General features: G+C 69.7%; 11 protein-coding genes. 9 read left to right on the forward strand and 2 right to left on the reverse strand.

Annotated features, from left to right (window positions below; genetic code table 11):
* The first annotated feature begins 222 nt into the window (after positions 1-222).
* The 8 genes from ACWDEX_RS07705 (at position 223) to ACWDEX_RS07740 (ending at position 12,752) form a co-directional block, all read left to right on the forward strand.
* Positions 223-639, forward strand: coding sequence for a hypothetical protein (locus ACWDEX_RS07705; RefSeq protein ID WP_450462342.1), 417 nt, complete (start codon positions 223-225; stop codon positions 637-639).
* 261 nt (positions 640-900) lie between these two features.
* A complete protein-coding gene (locus tag ACWDEX_RS07710; protein ID WP_450462343.1) occupies positions 901-3,645 on the forward strand; it encodes an alpha/beta fold hydrolase in 2,745 nt (914 codons plus the stop codon).
* A gap of 40 nt (positions 3,646-3,685) precedes the next feature.
* The gene (locus tag ACWDEX_RS07715) at positions 3,686-4,672 is read left to right on the forward strand and encodes an NAD-dependent epimerase/dehydratase family protein (protein ID WP_450462345.1); all 987 of its coding nucleotides are present in this window, start codon (positions 3,686-3,688) and stop codon (positions 4,670-4,672) included.
* Complete coding sequence (locus tag ACWDEX_RS07720; protein WP_450462346.1) at positions 4,665-6,674, forward strand: pyridoxal phosphate-dependent aminotransferase; 2,010 nt, start codon at positions 4,665-4,667, stop codon at positions 6,672-6,674. Before ACWDEX_RS07715 ends, ACWDEX_RS07720 begins: the two co-directional genes overlap by 8 nt.
* Positions 6,667-7,125, forward strand: coding sequence for a hypothetical protein (locus ACWDEX_RS07725; RefSeq protein ID WP_450462348.1), 459 nt, complete (start codon positions 6,667-6,669; stop codon positions 7,123-7,125). The genes ACWDEX_RS07720 and ACWDEX_RS07725 overlap by 8 nt, the downstream gene beginning before the upstream one ends.
* 53 nt (positions 7,126-7,178) lie before the next feature.
* Complete coding sequence (locus ACWDEX_RS07730) at positions 7,179-8,960, forward strand: carbamoyltransferase family protein (RefSeq protein WP_450462350.1); 1,782 nt, start codon at positions 7,179-7,181, stop codon at positions 8,958-8,960.
* Positions 8,961-9,273: 313 nt separating this feature from the next.
* On the forward strand, positions 9,274-10,299 hold the full coding sequence (hppD, locus tag ACWDEX_RS07735) for a 4-hydroxyphenylpyruvate dioxygenase (protein ID WP_450462352.1): 1,026 nt from the start codon (positions 9,274-9,276) through the stop codon (positions 10,297-10,299).
* Positions 10,296-12,752: an aminotransferase class I/II-fold pyridoxal phosphate-dependent enzyme gene (locus tag ACWDEX_RS07740; protein ID WP_450462353.1), complete on the forward strand. Its 2,457-nt coding sequence runs from the start codon at positions 10,296-10,298 to the stop codon at positions 12,750-12,752. Before hppD ends, ACWDEX_RS07740 begins: the two co-directional genes overlap by 4 nt.
* 68 nt (positions 12,753-12,820) lie before the next feature.
* Here ACWDEX_RS07740 and ACWDEX_RS07745 read toward each other — a convergent pair whose 3' ends face one another.
* Entirely contained in the window at positions 12,821-14,197 is a 1,377-nt protein-coding gene (locus ACWDEX_RS07745) for a cryptochrome/photolyase family protein (RefSeq protein WP_450462354.1), read from the reverse strand.
* A gap of 4 nt (positions 14,198-14,201) precedes the next feature.
* Entirely contained in the window at positions 14,202-15,839 is a 1,638-nt protein-coding gene (locus tag ACWDEX_RS07750) for an SDR family oxidoreductase (RefSeq protein ID WP_450462355.1), read from the reverse strand.
* A gap of 332 nt (positions 15,840-16,171) precedes the next feature.
* Here ACWDEX_RS07750 and ACWDEX_RS07755 point away from each other — a divergent pair, with 332 nt between their 5' ends.
* Positions 16,172-17,458: an ATP-grasp domain-containing protein gene (locus ACWDEX_RS07755; protein ID WP_450462356.1), complete on the forward strand. Its 1,287-nt coding sequence runs from the start codon at positions 16,172-16,174 to the stop codon at positions 17,456-17,458.
* Positions 17,459-17,555: the final 97 nt, after the last annotated feature.

Below are 17,555 nucleotides of genomic sequence, written 5' to 3' on the forward strand. Positions count from 1 at the left end.
CGTCGCAACCCTGACCGCCTCGGCGAATATCTCCCCGCGCGCAGAAACAGCGGTTCGCGAAGCGAGTAATTGCAAAACCCTCATTGCGGTCCATATCGCACGATCCGCGGCCATGTGGCTGTGTAATGACGCATTGGATGCCAAGGGTTGGTCCCGCCACTCATCGCAACGTAACACGACAGTAATTCGTCATTTCGGCAGTGGTGACTCTGGAGACGGCGCATGCCCACGATAGTCGTTGTCGGATACCAGGAAGATCCTGATCAAGCCCTGCGGCGCCGGGGCCTGGAACCCTTTTACATCGTGTCGGCATCCCCGCACTCACAGGACAGGAAGAACTATCGCCGCGTCGCGGGCGTGGAGAACGCGCTGGAAGACTTCCGGGTGGTGCTCTCCGCCGGTCTCAGCGAGCCGGCCGGTGTCACCAGCGTTCATGACTTCGGAGTCTTCACGGCGGACTATTTGCGTCGGCAGTTGAGCCTTCCCGGAAACTCCGATTCCCAGGGAGTCCTCTTCTTCCGGGACAAGTGCCTGCAGAAGAGCCGGCTCCCGCCCCGGCGAGGGCAGGCCCACATCCCAGCGCCGCAGCGACTCCCACCGGCACATTGTCCGCACACGGACCGCCACCCGCCGACCTGAACCGGTCGCGACCGTGTGCCGCGCACCACCCGCGGCGGCCACCGCCCCGCGCGGACTCACCAGGCCTCACCGCTCGCGGACACCACCCACCCCGCCGACCTGAACCGGTCGCGACCGTGTGCCGCGCACCACCCGCGGCGGCCACCGCCCCGCGCGAACTCACCAGGCCTCACCGCTCGCGGACACCACCCACCCCTCCGCCAGTACGTGCGCGCTGATCCACCCAGTTCAGTCCCACCTAGATCGGGGGTCTTCACTGTCATGTCGGACATACGTCACGCCACAAGCGTCACGACGCTGCCGCATCTGCTCGAACGCGCCGCACAGGACACCACGCGCGGCGTCACCTTCGTCGACGGTCCCTTCGTCTCCTACGCCGAGTTGCGCGAAGGCGCCCTGAGGATCGCCCAGGGCCTGCGCAACTGGGGCACCGCACCGGGGGACCGCGTCCTGGTCGCGGCCGGCGATCCCGAGAGCTTCTTCCGCGCCTTCTGGGGCTGCCTGCACGCGGGCGCCGTGCCCTGCCCGATCGCCCCGCCCGCCGATCCCTCCCGCCTGCGCCCGCAGTTGGAGCACCTGCGCGGCCTCCTCGGCGACCCGCTGGTCGTCGTACCGAAGGCACACGACGATCTGCCCGACGTCGGGCTGACCACGGTGACCGTGGAGGAGCTGGACGCCGCCCCGGCCGAGCTCGAGCACACCCACGCGGCCGCCCCGGACGACCTCGCCCTGCTGATGCTCACCTCCGGGTCGACCGGGTCGAGCAAGGCGGTCCGGCTCACCCACGCCAACCTTCTCGCGGCACAGGCCGGGAAGTCCGGGGCACTGGACCTGGGGCCCGGCGACACCATGATGAACTGGATCTCCGCCGACCACATCGCGGCCATCGAGGCACACCTGCTGCCGATGCGCAACGGCGCGAACCAGGTCATCGCCACCCCGGCCACCGTGCTGGCCGAACCGCTCGAACTGCTCAAGCTACTGACGGCCCATCAGGTACGGGTGACGTTCACCCCCAACTTCCTCTTCGGCCAGATCAACCAGGCCCTCGCGCGGACGGCCGGGACCGTGTCCGGCATCGATCTCTCGCGGATCCGGTACATCATCTCCGGCGGTGAGGCGACCGTGACCGCCACCGTGCGATCGTTCCTGGACGCCCTGGCCCCCTACGGACTGCGCTCCGACGTGGTGGTGCCCGCGTTCGGGATGACCGAGACCTGCGCGGGCAGTGTGTTCAACCGCGAGTTCACCGACCGCGACCTCGGCGAGGAGTTCCCGCCGCTGGGCCACCCGGTCGAGGGGCTGCGCATCAGGATCGCCGACGGCACCGGCGCCGTGCTCTCCTCGAGCGACCGTCCCGCCTCGGCGGTGTCCGGTGAGGTGCAGCTACGCGGAACCATGGTGACCGGCGGGTACTTCGGCAACCCGGATGCCACCGCCGAGGCATTCACCGACGACGGCTGGTTCCGCACCGGCGACCTGGGTCGGCTCGACGCCGACGGGCGGCTGACCCTCATCGGCCGCACCAAGGACTCCATCATCGTCAACGGGGTCAACTACTACAGCCACGACCTGGAAGCGGTCCTCGACGAACTCGACGGCGTCCGGCGCGGACAGGTCACCGCCTTCCCGATCCGACCCGAGGGCGCCGACTCCGAACAGCTCGCCGTCGCCTTCGTGCCGGCCGGCGACCCAGCCGACGAGACGACCCTCTACCGCACGCTCGTCGCGGTACGCAGCTCCACGGTGATGCACTGGGGATTCCGTCCCCAGCTCATCCTGCCCATCGCCGAGACGCAGATCCCGCGCGGCAACCTCGGCAAGGTCCAGCGGTCCCGGCTGCGCACGGCCGTCGAGTCCGGCGCGCTGGACGCGGCGGCCCGGCGCGCCCAGGAGGTGACCAGCCGTTTCCTCGGCGGCCACGTGGAGCCGGCGGACGAGGCGGAGACAACCCTGGCCCGGGTGTTCGCCGAGGTGCTGAACGTCGAGCGGGTCCCGGTCACCGCGAGCTTCTTCGACCTGGGCGGCACCTCGCTCGACGTCCTACGACTCAAACTCCGCGTCCAGACCGCCTTCGGCCTCGACGACCTCCCCATGGCGACGCTCCTGCAGGCCCCGAGCGTGCGGGCGCTGGCGGTCCGCCTGGCCTCGGCGGGCGAGGGCGGCGACGCCGCCTACGACCCGCTCGTGCCGCTCCAGGTCACCGGTGAGGGGACCCCGCTGTTCTGCGTCCACCCGGGCCTCGGCGAGGTACTGGTCTTCGTCAACCTCGCCAAGTACTTCACCGGGGAGCGGCCGTTCTACGCGCTGCGGGCCCGGGGCTTCGGGCAGGGGGAGTCGCACTTCGCCTCCTTCGACGAGATGGTCGGCGCGTATGTCGCGGCGATCCGCCGGACCCGCCCGAGCGGCCCGTACGCCGTGGCGGGCTACTCCTACGGCGGAGCCGTGGCGTTCGAGATCGCCAAGCGTCTGGAGGCCGACGGCGAAAGGGTCGACTTCGTCGGCATCTTCAACCTTCCCCCGCACATCTCCGGCCGGATGAACGAGATCACCTTCACCGACGGCGCCATCAACCTGGCACTGTTCCTCGAACTCATCAACCCCGCCGACATCCCCGAACTGACCACTTCCCTGCGTTCGTTGCCCGAGGCGGACCAGCTCGCCCACCTCGTCGAACACGCCCCGCCCAGGCGGCTGACCGAACTCGACCTGAACGTCGAACGGTTCGGCGCCTGGGTGCACCTGGCGCAGAGCATGGTGCACCTGGGACGCGACTACGAGCCGTCCGGCACGGTCGAACGGGTCCGGGTCTTCTACTGCACCCCGCTCAAGGGAACCAAGCAGGAGTGGCTGGATGGTCAGCTGCGCGACTGGGACGAGTTCACCCGCGAGACGAACAGCTACATCGAGGTGGACGGGGAGCACTACACGCTGATGAGCCCCCAGCACGTCCAGAGTTTCCAGGCGACCCTGCGCGGAGAACTGACCCGCGCGCTGGACCGATGACCTGCCGGGCCACCTCCGAAACGATCGGGAGCGACTGACCATGCAAGGCAAGAAGATTCTCGTCACCGGCGCCACCGGACAGGTCGCGCGACCCGTGGCCGAGTCGCTCGCCGCCGACAACGAGGTGTGGTGCCTCGGCCGGTTCGGCGATGCCGAGGCCCGCAAGGCGCTGGAGACCGCCGGCGCCCGTACCGTCGTCTGGGACATGGCCACCGACGAACTCGACGGGCTGCCGGAGGACTTCACCCATGTGCTGCACTCGGCGGTCCACCGGGGCGACGGACGCGACTTCGAGGACACCGCCCGCGTCAACGCGGTGAGTACCGCGCGCCTGATGACGCACTGTGCCGACGCCGAGGCCTTCCTCTACGTGTCCTCCGGAGTCGTCTACAACCGGGCCGACGCGACCCACCGCTACCGGGAGAGTGACCCGCTCGGCGGCGCGGCCCCCTGGCTGCCCACGTACCCCGTCGCCAAGATCACGGCCGAGGGTGTGGCTCGCGGCCTCGCCGAGACTCTGCGACTGCCGACGGTCATCGCCCGGCTGAACATCGCCTACGGCCCGTTCGGGCACGGCGGCGTGCCGATGATCCTCTTCGAGCAGCTCCGTAGCGGCCGGGCCTGCGCGGTGCCGCGCGAGGGCCAGAACTACTGCAACCTGCTCCACACCGATGACGTCGTCCGTCAGGTGCCGCTGCTGTGGGCGGCCGCCCGCACGCCCGCTCAGGTGGTGAACTGGGGTGGAGACGAAGAGGTCGGCATGACCGACCTCATCGAGTACATGTCCGCTCTCACCGGCGTCCCGGCCCGGCTCGACCGCGAGTCACCCAGCCGCGAGACGGCGATCTTCGACCACCGCGTCCGCCGCGACCTCATCGGCGACTGCACCGTCGACTGGCGGCCGGGCATCGCTCGCACACTGGCCGAAATGTTCGAGGAATACCGCGACCGCATCGAGGCACACCTCGCCGCCGACGAGGGCGAGATGTCCGGTGACGTTGAGGGAGTGGAGGGCGGCGATGCGTAGGGAATCGGATGTCATCGAGCTGCGGCGCGTACTGTGCGCCGCGCTGGAGTCCGGCCGACCGGTCGACGCGCCGGGCCGAATCGGTCTGGACCACGAGCGGTTCACGTGGGCCGGCGCGTCCGACCCGCAGCGCCCCACCTTGATCGGGGGAGTCCCCCAGGGCCCGAGCAGCCCCGCTCCCAGCTTGCTTGCGGTGGATGAACTCCTCGGGCAGGCAAAGGAGTTGGGGCTGGAACAGATTGTCGTCCCATACGTGCGCCGCACCGACGACACCGGGCCGCTGCGCGCGGCCGGGTTCGTCGCCGCCGCCGCGGGAAGCGAGGGGCTCGTACGGCTGCCCGGCGAGGTGGCCGACGTGCTGCGCGGCCGGGTCGGCGAGCAGCGGCTCGGCGAACTGCGCGCGCACCACGACGAGTACCAGGAGCTGAGCTGGGAGCTGATCCGGCTTGGCGACCTGCCTCGGCAGCCCGCGGTGCGCGAGGCGTTCGCCGCCCTTCATCAACAAGAGGGCGGGCGCGGCGCGCTCTGGAGCACCGAGGCGCTCGACGCCCTGGCCCAGGGGACCCTGGCGGACCGCACCGACCTGTTCGTACGCCGGCGTGGCCTCGACGTCGTACAGGCCGGGCTCCTGGTCCGCTCGCACAACGGGCGCGGGATCTACGTCCTCACCCAGGCCCTGGCCCCGGACGCTCCGGCCGCGCGGCAGGCCCTGTACGAGGCGTCCCTGTACGAGCTGTATCTGCACGCCAGGCGCACCGGCCTGGAGTGGGTCCACCTGGGGCCCGGCGACGCCGAGCGGGCGCGGGCCCTGGGCGCCGACCAGTTCGTCCCCCTCGACCACTGGCTGCTCGCCCCCGGCGTGGACGCCGAGCCTGAAAAGCCCACGGAAGTCGAGGTGTCGGCCTTCGCCACCGAACCGGTCGCCTCGGTACCGGTCCCGGGCCCGGCACGCTTCCGCGGCCGGCCCAAGTTCGACCTGCTCGACCTCTCCGGCAACACCAACCCTTTCCTCGGGGCGGACGGACGGTACCCCGAACTCAACACGGCCGAGTTGGCCCGTACGTATCTGACGACCGTCGGACGGCTGCCCGGACACGAGGGCCTCGGTGAACTCGGCGCCGAGTACGCCCTGTTCACCAGCGGGGCTGTCGACGCCGTCATGTTGCTCCTTGCCGCGCTGGCCTCCCCGGGCGAGGCGGTCTGCGTCACCCCTCCGACCTTCGAGCTGTACGCGCACTTCGCCCGCGTGCTGCGGCTGCCCGTCATCGAGGCGCCGCTGCTCGGCGACGACCTGGCGCGGCTGGACGTCGAACGGATCCTGGCGGCCGACCCGCGCGTGACGTTCCTGTGCGACCCCAACAATCCGGTCGGCACCAGGCTCGACCCGGAGCAGGTGCTCGAACTGGTCACCCGCAGCCAGGGCCTGGTCGTGATCGACGAGGCGTATGTGGAGTTCAGCGCGGGGCCCTCGTACGCCCCGCTCATCGCCCGGCACGACAACCTCATCGTGCTCAGGACCCTCTCCAAGGCGTGGGGGCTGGCCGGAGCCCGCTGCGGTGTCGCTCTGGCACAGCCGGGGCTCGTCGACGCCCTGCGCCGGATTCAGGTGCCCTTCGGGTTCACCAACGCCTCGCAGTGGGCGGTACGTGACCGGCTCACCGACTCCGCGCGGGTACTGGACAGCGTCCGGCGCATCCTGTCGGAGCGGGACCGGATGGCCCGTGCGCTCGCCCAGCACCCGGCCGTGGAGCGGGTGTTCCCCTCCGAGGCCAACTTCCTGCTGGTTCGCACGCACGAGCACGAACGCGTCATGGAGCAGCTACGCGGCGCCGGCATCATGGTTGCCGACATGGCCCGGCTGGTCCCCGACACCTGCCGTGTCTCCATCGCCGACGAGTGGGCCGGCGACATTCTGCTCGACGCCTTGTCCCGTGTGTGTGAATCGCCGGCCGACCGTCGCGCCACCAGCGCCCCGACACCGAAAGGACCGGCCCGTGGGTAACCGCCCTCAGACCGACCACCACCCGGTGGCCGACCGCCCGCTGACCAGCGAGATCGTCGCCGAGAACTACGACCGCTGGAGTCCGCCGCTGCACGCGGACTTCGCCGCCAACGAGCACAACGGCCGCGTCGGCGGCACCCTGCTGGTCGACACCGAAAGCCTGCGCGTCTGGGAGACGCGTCTCGAGCCGGGCGAGCGCCTTCCCGTCCACCGCCATGTCCTCGACTACCACTGGATAGCCCTCACCGACGGTCGCGCCCGCCAGCACATGAGCGACGGCACCAGTCGGGAGATCTCCTACGCGCGCGGGCAGACGAAGTACTTCACCGTCGCCGACGGCGGACATCACCTGCATGACCTGAAGAACATCGGCGACGAGGTGCTGTCCTTCCTTACCGTCGAGTCCAAGGACGGCCCGAACGAGCCGATCGACCTTCCTCAGGACTCGTGACGGTGGCCGTGGGGCCGGGCCGCAACCATCTTCGTCAGGGAGGCTGAACCACCGTGATCGTGCTCGGATACAACGGATTCACCAGGGGCGCCGATATCTTCGGGCGCCTGTTCGGGGCGACCGGCGTCGCTCGCAACCTGCTCGTGGGCCACGACGCGTCGGCGGCCCTCGTGGTCGACGGCGAACTGGTCGCCGCCGTCGAGGAGGAACGGCTCAGCCGCGTCAAGAAGACCTCCGACTTCCCCGCCCACGCGATCCAGTGGTGCCTGGACTTCGCCGGCGTTCCCCTCGACCAGGTGGACTTGGTCGCCTTCCCGTGGCGCTTCTCGCCCGAGGTCGCCGACGAGATGATCGCCCAGATCGCCTCGGGCGGTCAGTCGCCCGCCGAGAAGTTCGACGTCCTGCGGCGCACCGGCGAGTTCTACACCGACATGGTCAGCCGTGAGGCGATCCACGACGACTTCGTCCAGCGCACCGGCCATGAACTCGACCCCAACAAGCTGGTCCTGGTGCCCCATCACCTGGCCCATCTGACGTGCGGCGCCTATCTGGCCGGGGGCGGGGACGCGGCGTTCCTGGTGAGCGACGGACGGGCCGAGACCCTGTCCTCGGTGATGGGCGAAGTGCGCGACGGCGTGGTGCGCGTCTTCGACGACAGCACCATCCCGATGACCAGTTCGCTCGGCGTGGCCTACGGACGGATCACCCGCTACCTCGGCTTCGTGCCCAACAACGACGAGTACAAGGTGATGGGCCTGGCCGCCTACGGTCCGGCGCCGCGTCGCAACCCCCTGCTGGAGCGCTGCGTACGGCTCCACGAGAACGGCACGTACACCCTTTCCATCCCCGCGGACGTGACGGCGTACTACGCGCTGTTCGACGACCTGTTCGACGGAGACAGCGAGAAGCGCGAGGAGTTCGACTTCCGGGTGAAGGTCGCCGCCATGGCCCAGCACATGGTGGAGGCCATCACCGCGCACCAGGTGCGGGCGCTGACGGCCGCCTCCGGTCTGGACACACTCCTCTTCGAGGGCGGTCTCGCATTGAACTGCGTGGCCAACACCAAGATGCTGGAACGCTCGTCGTTCACCGACATGGAGGTCAGCTTCGGCGCGAGCGACCCGGGAGTCGCCATCGGCGCGGCCGTGTACACGGCCGGACTTAGAAACCGTCCCGCCGACGCCGCCACCACGCCCTACCTCGGGCCCTCCTACGACGAGCCGCACATCCTCGAGGCACTGGAGGAGTACGCCGACCGTGTCGAGTGGCAGGAGGAGGCCGACATCGAGGCGGTCACCGAGCACACGGCGCGGCTTCTGTCCGAGAAGAACGTTGTGGCCTGGTTCCAGGGGCGCACCGAGTACGGGCCCCGCGCTCTGGGTAACCGCAGCATCCTTGCCAACCCGGCCTTCCCCGAGATCAAGGACATCATCAACATCCGGGTCAAGCACCGCGAGCCCTTCCGCCCCTTCGCCCCGGTCGTCCTCGAGTCCGAAGCGCCCCGGGTGTTCGACCTGGGTAAGAAGACGTCATCGCCGTACATGACGTTCGTCTTCCCGGTCCGTGAGGAGTACCGCGAGCGGATACCGGGAGCCTGCCACGTCGACGGCACCGCGCGCGTGCAGACCGTCGACGACCGCCAGAACCCGCTCCTGGCCCGCCTTCTGCGCGCTTTCACGGACCGGACCGGCGTGCCCTGCCTCCTCAACACGTCTTTCAACGTGGCCGGTGAGCCCATCGTCTGCTCGCCGCGCGACGCTCTGGAGTGCCTCCTCGCCACGGAGATCGACCACCTGGTCATCGACCGCTTCGTGATCACCAAGAAGTCCGGCTGACCCCAGCGCCCCCGTTCGGCGGCGAGCCGGGCGGATGCGAGGCCTACGGCGGCCGGCACACCCACCGCCCGGCCCCGCCCGCGCTCGCCGCAGACACGGAACCACCACCCGCCACGTCCTGCGACTGTCCCTCCGGGTCGCCCAGAGCAACTCCCGCACCAGATCAAGCGGACCGACGAGTTGATGACCTGGTGCAAGGAGTTGATGACCGGCTGCAAGGACCCGGAATCAAGGCCGGACACCTGTACGGCCAGCAGGAGTGGCGCCGGTAACCGATCGACATCCCGCCATCGGTCCTTCAGGAGGTACTCCTATGTCGGTGCACGACATAGCGCACGTCGAGCTCTACACCAAAGACGCACCTTCCGCCGTCGACCACTTCGTCACCGGGATGGGCTTCCGCCGCATCGCGGACGTCGCGCAGCCCGACCGGAGTTCCGTCCTGCTTCGGCAGGGCGGGACACAGGTGATCGTCACCTCGGGAAGGGGAACCTGGAAGTTCCTCGACCAGCACGGCGACGGAATCGCCGACATCGCGCTGACCTGTGACGACGTGGCGGAGACCCGCTCCGCGGCGCTGGCGGCCGGTGCCAAGCCGCTCGACGCCGAGTACGACCACCCGGTCGTGTCCGGCTTCGGCGACGTCACCCACACCCTGCTACCGCTCCGCGCCGACGCCGCGGAGCCCGCCCTGCCCCTGGGCCGCCGCTGGGTGGCCGCGCCCCAGCCACCAGCCGGACCCAGGGGCCGGATCCGGTTACTCGACCATGTCGCCGTCTGCGTCGAGGGCGCCCGGCTGACCGAGTACGCCGACTACTACCGGGACGCCTTCGGTATGGACCGCTACTCCTGCGAGTACGTCGCCGTCGGTGAGCAGGCGATGGACTCGATCGTCGTCCGCAGCGCCTCCGGAGGCGTCACCTTCACCCTTGTCGCCCCCGACCCGACGAAGAGCCCCGGGCAGCTCGACGCGTTCCTCGATCGCAACAGCGGTCCCGGCGTCCAGCACCTGGCCTTCCTGGTCGACGAGATCATCCCCGCGGTACGCGAATTCCGGGACCGCGGCGTTGAGTTCCTCGCCACCCCCGGCACGTACTACGACATGCTCGCCGAGCGGTTCACCGAAATGCGCGAGCAGATCGCCGAGCTGCGCGCCGGCCAGATCCTCGCCGACCGCGACGAGTGGGGCTACCTGCTGCAGCTCTTCAGCCGCTCGCCCTACGAGCGCAACACCCTCTTCTACGAGCTCATCCAGCGCCAGGGTTCCCGGGGGTTCGGCAGCGCCAACATCCGCGCCCTGTACGAGGCCGTGGAACGCGACCGCCTGGCCGCCGGATGACCGGCGTGGACGACCCGCGCGCCCCGCGGGGCCTGCACACCCTGGCCGACTACGCGGCCCGGGCCCATGGTGCACTGCCTCCCGCCACCTGGGACTTCCTGGAAGGCGGCGCGGGGGAGGAGCGGACACTGGCGGCCAACACCGACGCCTTCGACCGTGCGCGGCTCCTTCCGCGCGTGCTGTCGGGCGTGGGCCGGCCCGACACCGCGACCCGGATCCTGGGGCGGACCTGGGCTGCGCCGCTCGCCGTCGCCCCGCTCGCATACCACACCCTGGCCCACCCGTCAGGAGAAGTCGCCACCGCACGGGCCGCCGGCCGCGCCGGACTGCCGTTCGTGGTGAGCACCTTCGCCGGACGCACCTTCGAGGACATAGCCGAGGCGGCGGACGCCCCGCTCTGGCTCCAGGTGTACTGCTTCCGCGACCGGGCCCTGACGCGTGACCTCGTCGAGCGTGCCGAGCGGTCCGGATTCGAGGCGCTGGTCCTCACGGCGGACGCGCCCCGGCTCGGCCGGCGGCTGCGCGACCTGCGCAACGGCTTCCGGTTGCCCGAGGGCGTCACGCCCGCCAACCTCACCGGAGACGGGTTCGACTCGCCGGCGGACCACGCGCGCACCGCCTTCGATGACACCCTTGACTGGTCGGTCATCGCCTGGCTGCGCTCCATCAGCTCCCTCCCGGTGCTCGTCAAGGGAGTGCTCACCGCGGCCGATGCGCGCCGCGCCCTCGAGGCCGGGGCCGACGCCATCGTCGTGTCCAACCACGGCGGCCGCCAACTGGACGGAGCCCCGGCCACCCTGGACGTCCTGCCGGAGATCGCGGCGGCTGTGGCGGGGGGCTGCCCGGTCCTCCTCGACGGCGGTGTCCGCCGGGGCCGTGACGTACTGTCCGCGCTGGCGCTCGGTGCCGACGCGGTGCTCATCGGGCGGCCCGTGCTGCACGGGCTGGCGGTGGGCCAAGAGGACGGCGTCGGGCAGGTGCTGGACATGGTTGTCGAGGAACTGGCTGAGGCGATGACCTTCACCGGCACCGCCACGGTCGGTGAGGCGGGGCCCCACTTGCTGGCCGCCCCGACGGACTCCCACCGGCCCGCGCCCCACCCGACGGGCGCCGCCCACGCCGCCCTTCCGCCGCCCGCACCCGTCCGGAGCGGATCCGACGGCTTCGCCCTGAACAAGGAGGAACTGCACGGCAGTGTCCGTGACCCGGTGTTGGACACCATGACCTTCCTCAACGAGATCACGCACCGCTACCCCGACGCGATCTCCTTCGCACCCGGCCGCCCCTACGACGGATTCTTCGAGGCCGAGCACGTCTTCGAGTACCTGCGCCGCTATCTGGACCATCTGGAGGCGGGCGGGGCGTCACCCGAGCAGATCCGCTCCGCGCTCTTCCAGTACGGCCCCACGAGCGGGCAGATCCGCGAACTGATCGCCGACTCGCTACGCAAGGACGAGGGCATCGACGTGACGCCCGAGTCGGTCGTGGTCACCGTCGGCTGTCAGGAGGCGATGCTCCTGGCGGTGCGGGCACTGGTGGCGGGGCCCGAGGATGCCCTACTGGTCTCCAGCCCCTGCTACGTCGGGATCACCGGCGCGGCTCGGCTGCTGGACGTCGAGGTGACCGCGGTCGAGGAGGGCCGCGACGGCTTCGACTGCGCGGCCCTGGAGGCGGCGATCCTCGACGAGCGGGCACGCGGCCGACGCCCGCGCGCCTTTTACGTGATCCCCGACCACTCCAACCCCTCCGGCACCACCATGCCGCTGAGCACCCGTCGGGAACTGCTGGACCTGGCGGACCGCCACGACATGCTGATCCTGGAGGACACGCCGTACCGGATGGTCAGCCCCGGAACCCAGTTGCCGACCCTGAAGTCCCTGGACCGACGCCGCCGGGTCGTGCACCTGGGCTCCTACTCCAAGACGCTCTTCCCCGGCGCACGCGTGGGCTTCGTGATCGCGGACCAGACCGTCACGGACGCCCGGGGGCGCACCGGGCTGCTGGCGGACGAACTCACCAAGATCAAGAGCATGGTGACGGTGAACACGTCGCCGGTCAGTCAGGCGGTCGCCGCCGGCATGCTCCTCGCCGCCGATGGCCGGACCTCGCGCCTCAACACCCGGACCGCGGCCCACTACGGCGAGGCCATGCGGTTGACCCTCCAGGAACTCGACCGCTGTTTTCCGGAAAGCGACCGGGCCGCGTCGGGCATCCGATGGAACGAGCCGAGCGGTGGCTTCTTCCTCGCCGTCGACGTCCCGTTCCGCGCCGACGATTCCGCGCTGATCCGCTCGGCCGAGGAATTCGGGGTCATCTGGACACCAATGTCGTACTTCTATCCGCAGGGCGGCGGCGACTTCAGCCTGCGGCTGTCGGTCAGCTACCTTACGCCTCGTCAAATCATCGACGGCATCGAACGGCTGGCACGCTTCGTCAAGGCCCAGACGGGATAAACCGGAATCTCACTGCCCGCCGGGCCTCCTCCACGGCTCGGCGGGCAACACGTCCTAGTGCCGCTTCTTCAGTGGTGCCGGTCGCGGGCGCGCCGGAAGCGGTCCAGACCGTCCGGCAGCGCGATGACCGGGTCGGGGTAGTCGAGCGCGGCTCGGTCCGGGGCGGGCAGTTTCCACGGCTCGTGGAGGGCGGGGGCCGTCAGGCCGGCGAGTTCGGGCACCCAGCGCCGCACGTAGCCGCCGTCGGGGTCGTATCGCTTGGCCTGGGTGACGGGGTTCAGGACCCGGTTCGGGCGGGTGTCGGTGCCGGTGCCGGCCACCCACTGCCAGTTCAGCTGGTTGTTGGCCACGTCCCCGTCGACCAGCCAGTGCAGGAAGTGGGCGGCCCCGATGCGCCAGTCGACGTACAGCGTCTTGGTCAGGAAGCTCGCGGTCAGCAGTCTGGCGCGGTTGTGCATCCAGCCCTCGTGCCGGAGCTGGCGCATAGCGGCGTCGATCACGGGATATCCGGTGCGGCCCTGCCGCCAGGCCTCGATGTCGGCTCGTGCGGTGTCCTCGGTGCGCCAGTGGTCGTTTCTGGTCCGGTAGTCGGCGTGGGCGGCCTCCGGCCGGGCGGCGAGGACCTGGTGGTGGAAATCGCGCCAGGCGAGCTGCCGTACGAAGGCGTCCGCGCCCGGACCCCCGTGGCTGCGGGCGCGGTGCAGCAGCTCCACGGGGGACAAGGTGCCGAAGTGCAGATGGCAGGAGAGCCGGGAGGTGCTGTCGGCGGCCAGGTCGTCGCGTGTGTCGGCGTAGGTGTCCAGACCGCGGCGCCAGTAGGCGACCACCTGCTTGCGACCCTCGGTCTCCCCGCCGGTCGGCAGCCCGGGAGAGACACCGGAGACATCGCTGCGCGCGGGCAGCGGCTCACCGCCGACATGGTCGGGTACGCGGATCCGGCGCGGGGCGGCGGCAACGGGCCGCAGCGGGTGCTGCGCCCACCGTCGGTAGTACGGCGTGAAGACCGCGAAATGGTCCGAGGCAGCCGGAGTCACCGTTCCCGGGGGTACTGCAACGGTGACGGAGTCATGCACGAACAGGCGGCGCCCCACTGCTTCCAGGGCCCGGCGCAGCCGATCCTCGCGGCGCGCGGCGAACAGGCTGTACCCGGCCGACATGTGCACCTCTTCGGCGTCCGCCTCGGCCACCGCGCGGCACACCTCCTCGACCAGGCCGCCCGAGCGCACGACGAGCCGGCCGCCCCGCTGACGCAACGCCGCGTCGAGATCGGCCAGGCAGTCGGCCAGGAAAGCCCGCCGGTTGGGTACGGCGAATCCGGCAGCCTCCACTGCACGGTCCAGCACGAAGACCGGGACGACGGCATCGGCGGCTTCCAGCGCCGCGCACAGCGGCGGATGGTCGTGCAGACGCAGGTCGGAGGTGAGCAGGACGACCGAGACGCGCATGGGTTCAGCTTCTCTCCGGGGGTCGGCGCATGGTCGTGCGGGTGGCGGTGTCCTCCGGCGGAACCGCACGTTCGGATGTGCTGTCGTCCTGGGCGGACGCCGAGCCGGGCCTCGCGGTGCGCTCCTTTTGCGTGCGGGCGGCGGCGCGCACGATGTTGCGGGCCATGCCACCGAAGACGACCGCGTGGAAGGGGGAGACGCTCCACCAGTAGACGTGGCCCAGCAGGCCGCGGGGATGGAACAGCGCCCGTTGCCGATAGCGCACCGGCGCTTTCTGGTTGTCGTCCACCCGCATCTCCAGCCAGGCCGGCCCTGGCAGGCGCATCTCGGCACGCAGCCGCAGCAGCCGACCCCGTTCGATCTCCTCCACCCGCCAGAAATCCAGGGAGTCGCCGACCCTCAGGCGCCGCGCGTCGCGGCGTCCCCGGCGCAGGCCGACCCCGCCGATCAGGCGGTCCAGCCAGCCGCGCACAGCCCAGGCCAGAGGGAAGGAGTACCAGCCGTTCTCACCGCCGATGCCCTCGATCACCTCCCACAGGGCGTCCGGGGCCACGTCCGCCTCACGTACCCGCTCGTCGGTGTACAGACTGCCGCCGGCCCAGTCCGGATCCGTGGGCAGCGGGTCACTGGGCGCACCCGGCAGTGAGGCCGACGACCAGCGGGTCATGACCTCGGCGTCCCGGACGCGGCGCAGCGCGACGGTGACCGCGTGGTCGAAACCGAGGGGATGGCCGCTCGGGCTCGGCAGGTACCGTTCGATGTCGTTCTCCTGGCACACCACCTCATGCCGCAGCGACTCCGTCAGGGGACGGGCGATCTGCCGCGGGACGGGCGTCACCAGTCCGACCCAGTAGCTCGACAGCCTCGGCGTGAGAACGGGCACGGGCAGGATGAGTCGGGGCGGCAGCCCCGCGACCGCGGCATAGCGACGCATCATCTGCACATACGTCAGCACCTCCGGGCCGCCGATGTCGAAGGTGCGGTTCACCTCGGGTGGCAGGGTGGCGCAGCCCACGAGGGTGCGCAGCACGTCGCGGACCGCGATCGGCTGGATGCGGGTGTGCACCCAGCGAGGAGTGACCATCACGGGCAGCCGCTCGGTGAGATAGCGCAGCATCTCGAAGCTCGCGGAGCCGGAGCCGATGACGACGGCGGCCCGCAGGACCGCGGTCGGCACACCGGAGCCGAGCAGGATGCGGCCGACCTCGGCCCGGGAGCGCAGATGCGGGGAGAGTTTCTCCTCGGCGACGGCGGCGGGTGCGAGTCCGCCCAGGTAGACGATTCGGCGGACCCCGGCCCGGTGTGCCTGCTCGCCGAAGACCCGGGCCGCCTTGCGGTCGGTTTCCTCGAACCCGCGGCCCGCGCCCAGGGCGTGCACCAGGTAGTAGGCCACGTCGACGCCGTCCATCGCCCGTGCGACCGACTGGGCGTCGGTGACGTCCCCGGAGACGGTCTCCACTCGATCGGCCCAGGGGTGGTCGCGCAGCTTGCCGGGCGTGCGGGCCAGGCAGCGCACCCGGTGTCCGGCGTCCAACAGTTCGGGGACCAACCGGCCGCCGATGTAGCCGCTGGCTCCGGTCACCAGACAGGTGAGGGCAGGATCGGCCGCGGGTCTCTCGGTCGGTGTTCTCCGGTCGTTCATGGTCCGACGTCACCTGTCCCTTCGTCACGTGGTCGGCCGTCCACGATCTCCGCCTGGAAGAGGCCGGATGCCGTTCGGTTGGGTGTTCCTGCTGTGGCGAGGCCATGAAGGCGGGGCAGCCTGAACGGCTCGTGGACGAAGTCCCGGTCGGCCACTGGTCCTGCATCTGACCGGTGGTTAACCGGCTGCCCCTGGCAGTCACTTGCCGTGTTTGCCGGTAATGGTGGAATTCATGGGCAGGGTCGCTGTCCGTGATTTCACACCCGCATCACCATGCTGTGATTTATGTCACCACACCAGGGTAAATGATCACGTCTACGTGTGTCCACATCGTGGGCTTCCTGTGGAAAGATGCCAGCGTGCCGTCCTCGGCCGAGGTAAAAGAGTTCATCCGGTCCATCGATCGTCTGAAATCAAATGCGGGGGCGAGAATGTCGAGAATGATCGTCATCGGATATCGAGGCGACCTCGACCAGGCGCTGCGGCGTCGAGGCTTGAATCCTTTCTATGTGGTCCAGGCTCCCAGGGGTGCACCGGACGACCGGGAATCTTGCTGGGTCACCGATTTCGAAAATGCCCAGGAAGTGCTGCGTGCTGTGCTCGCCCGGGGGGTCGACGACGTGGTCGGTGTCCTTTCCGTCCATGAAATGGGAGTGTTCACCGCAGCCTATCTACGGCAGCAGTTGAACCTTCCTGGGAATGCGGATTCACGCACCGTTCTGACCTTCCGTGACAAGTACCTCCAGAAGAGCGGACTTCCTCCCGAGGTCCGGCGAGCGCGTTGCCGGTATGTGCCGAGGGGCACCTCCTACCAGGAACTTGTCGACGATCTGGGAAAGGTTTTCGTAGTCAAGCCGGCGGCCGGGGCCGGCGCCCAGCGCACGAACATCATCCGTTCCGTCGAGGAGTACGAACGAGCCCTCTCGTTCTTCTCGGGGACGTCGGACGTGGAGATCGTCGCCGAGTCGTTCATCGACGCGCCGGAGGTCCACATCGACGGCATTTGGAGAGATGGTGAGCTCCAGTGGTCGTCGATGGGCCGCTACCCCGAAGCGCCGGTCGATGCCGCGAAGGGCGGGACCATGGCCACGTGGGTGCTGGACAGAAGGCTCCACGCGGGGCTGTATCAGCAGGCCGAGACGATCGCCCACCAGGTCCTCGGGAGCCTTGGCGCTCCCGACTGTGTCTTCCACTTGGAAATTTTCGAGGAAGAAACGGCCCTCACGTTCGGCGAGTGCGCCATTCGGATTCCCGGTGGGCTTACCCCGCAGGTCCATGAATTGACGTACGGTGTCGATCTGTTCGACGCCGAGATCAGCCTGGCGCTCGGTGAGCCGCCGACCCGGATGGGGCGCGAGGGAGCGCCCGACCGTTTCTATGGATGCATCCTCCTGCGGCGCCCCGACAGCGGACACCTGACCCAGGAGGATTTCGAGCGTGCCTTCCAGTTCGACGAGATCCACTACGACTCGTCCCCCGACGCACCGACCGGCCCCTACGGCCTTATCGGTCATGCGATCGTGTCCGCCCCGGACGAACCCGAACTGGAGAAGAAAGTTCGCGACATCATCCGATTCAGCTTGACCGGCGCAGCACCAAGAGCGGTGTCGCGCTCGTAGGAGGCCCTCGCCGGCTGTCCGCGGACACGTTCACCGAACGTTCAGCCTTCAGGGAAAGCGTGGCACACCCCTGCACGCTTTCCCTTTCCCCTCGACC

It is taken from the genome of Streptomyces sp. NPDC001020, assembly GCF_053599115.1.

Excerpts from the sequence above, each read along its gene's own strand:
- ACWDEX_RS07705 (WP_450462342.1), top strand. The coding sequence starts at position 223 with ATGCCCACGATAGTCGTTGTCGGATACCAGGAAGATCCTGATCAAGCC.
- ACWDEX_RS07710 (WP_450462343.1), top strand. The coding sequence starts at position 901 with ATGTCGGACATACGTCACGCCACAAGCGTCACGACGCTGCCGCATCTG.
- ACWDEX_RS07715 (WP_450462345.1), top strand. The coding sequence starts at position 3,686 with ATGCAAGGCAAGAAGATTCTCGTCACCGGCGCCACCGGACAGGTCGCG.
- ACWDEX_RS07720 (WP_450462346.1), top strand. The coding sequence starts at position 4,665 with ATGCGTAGGGAATCGGATGTCATCGAGCTGCGGCGCGTACTGTGCGCC.
- hppD (WP_450462352.1), top strand. The coding sequence starts at position 9,274 with ATGTCGGTGCACGACATAGCGCACGTCGAGCTCTACACCAAAGACGCA.
- ACWDEX_RS07740 (WP_450462353.1), top strand. The coding sequence starts at position 10,296 with ATGACCGGCGTGGACGACCCGCGCGCCCCGCGGGGCCTGCACACCCTG.
- ACWDEX_RS07745 (WP_450462354.1), bottom strand. The coding sequence starts at position 14,197 with ATGCGCGTCTCGGTCGTCCTGCTCACCTCCGACCTGCGTCTGCACGAC.
- ACWDEX_RS07750 (WP_450462355.1), bottom strand. The coding sequence starts at position 15,839 with ATGAACGACCGGAGAACACCGACCGAGAGACCCGCGGCCGATCCTGCC.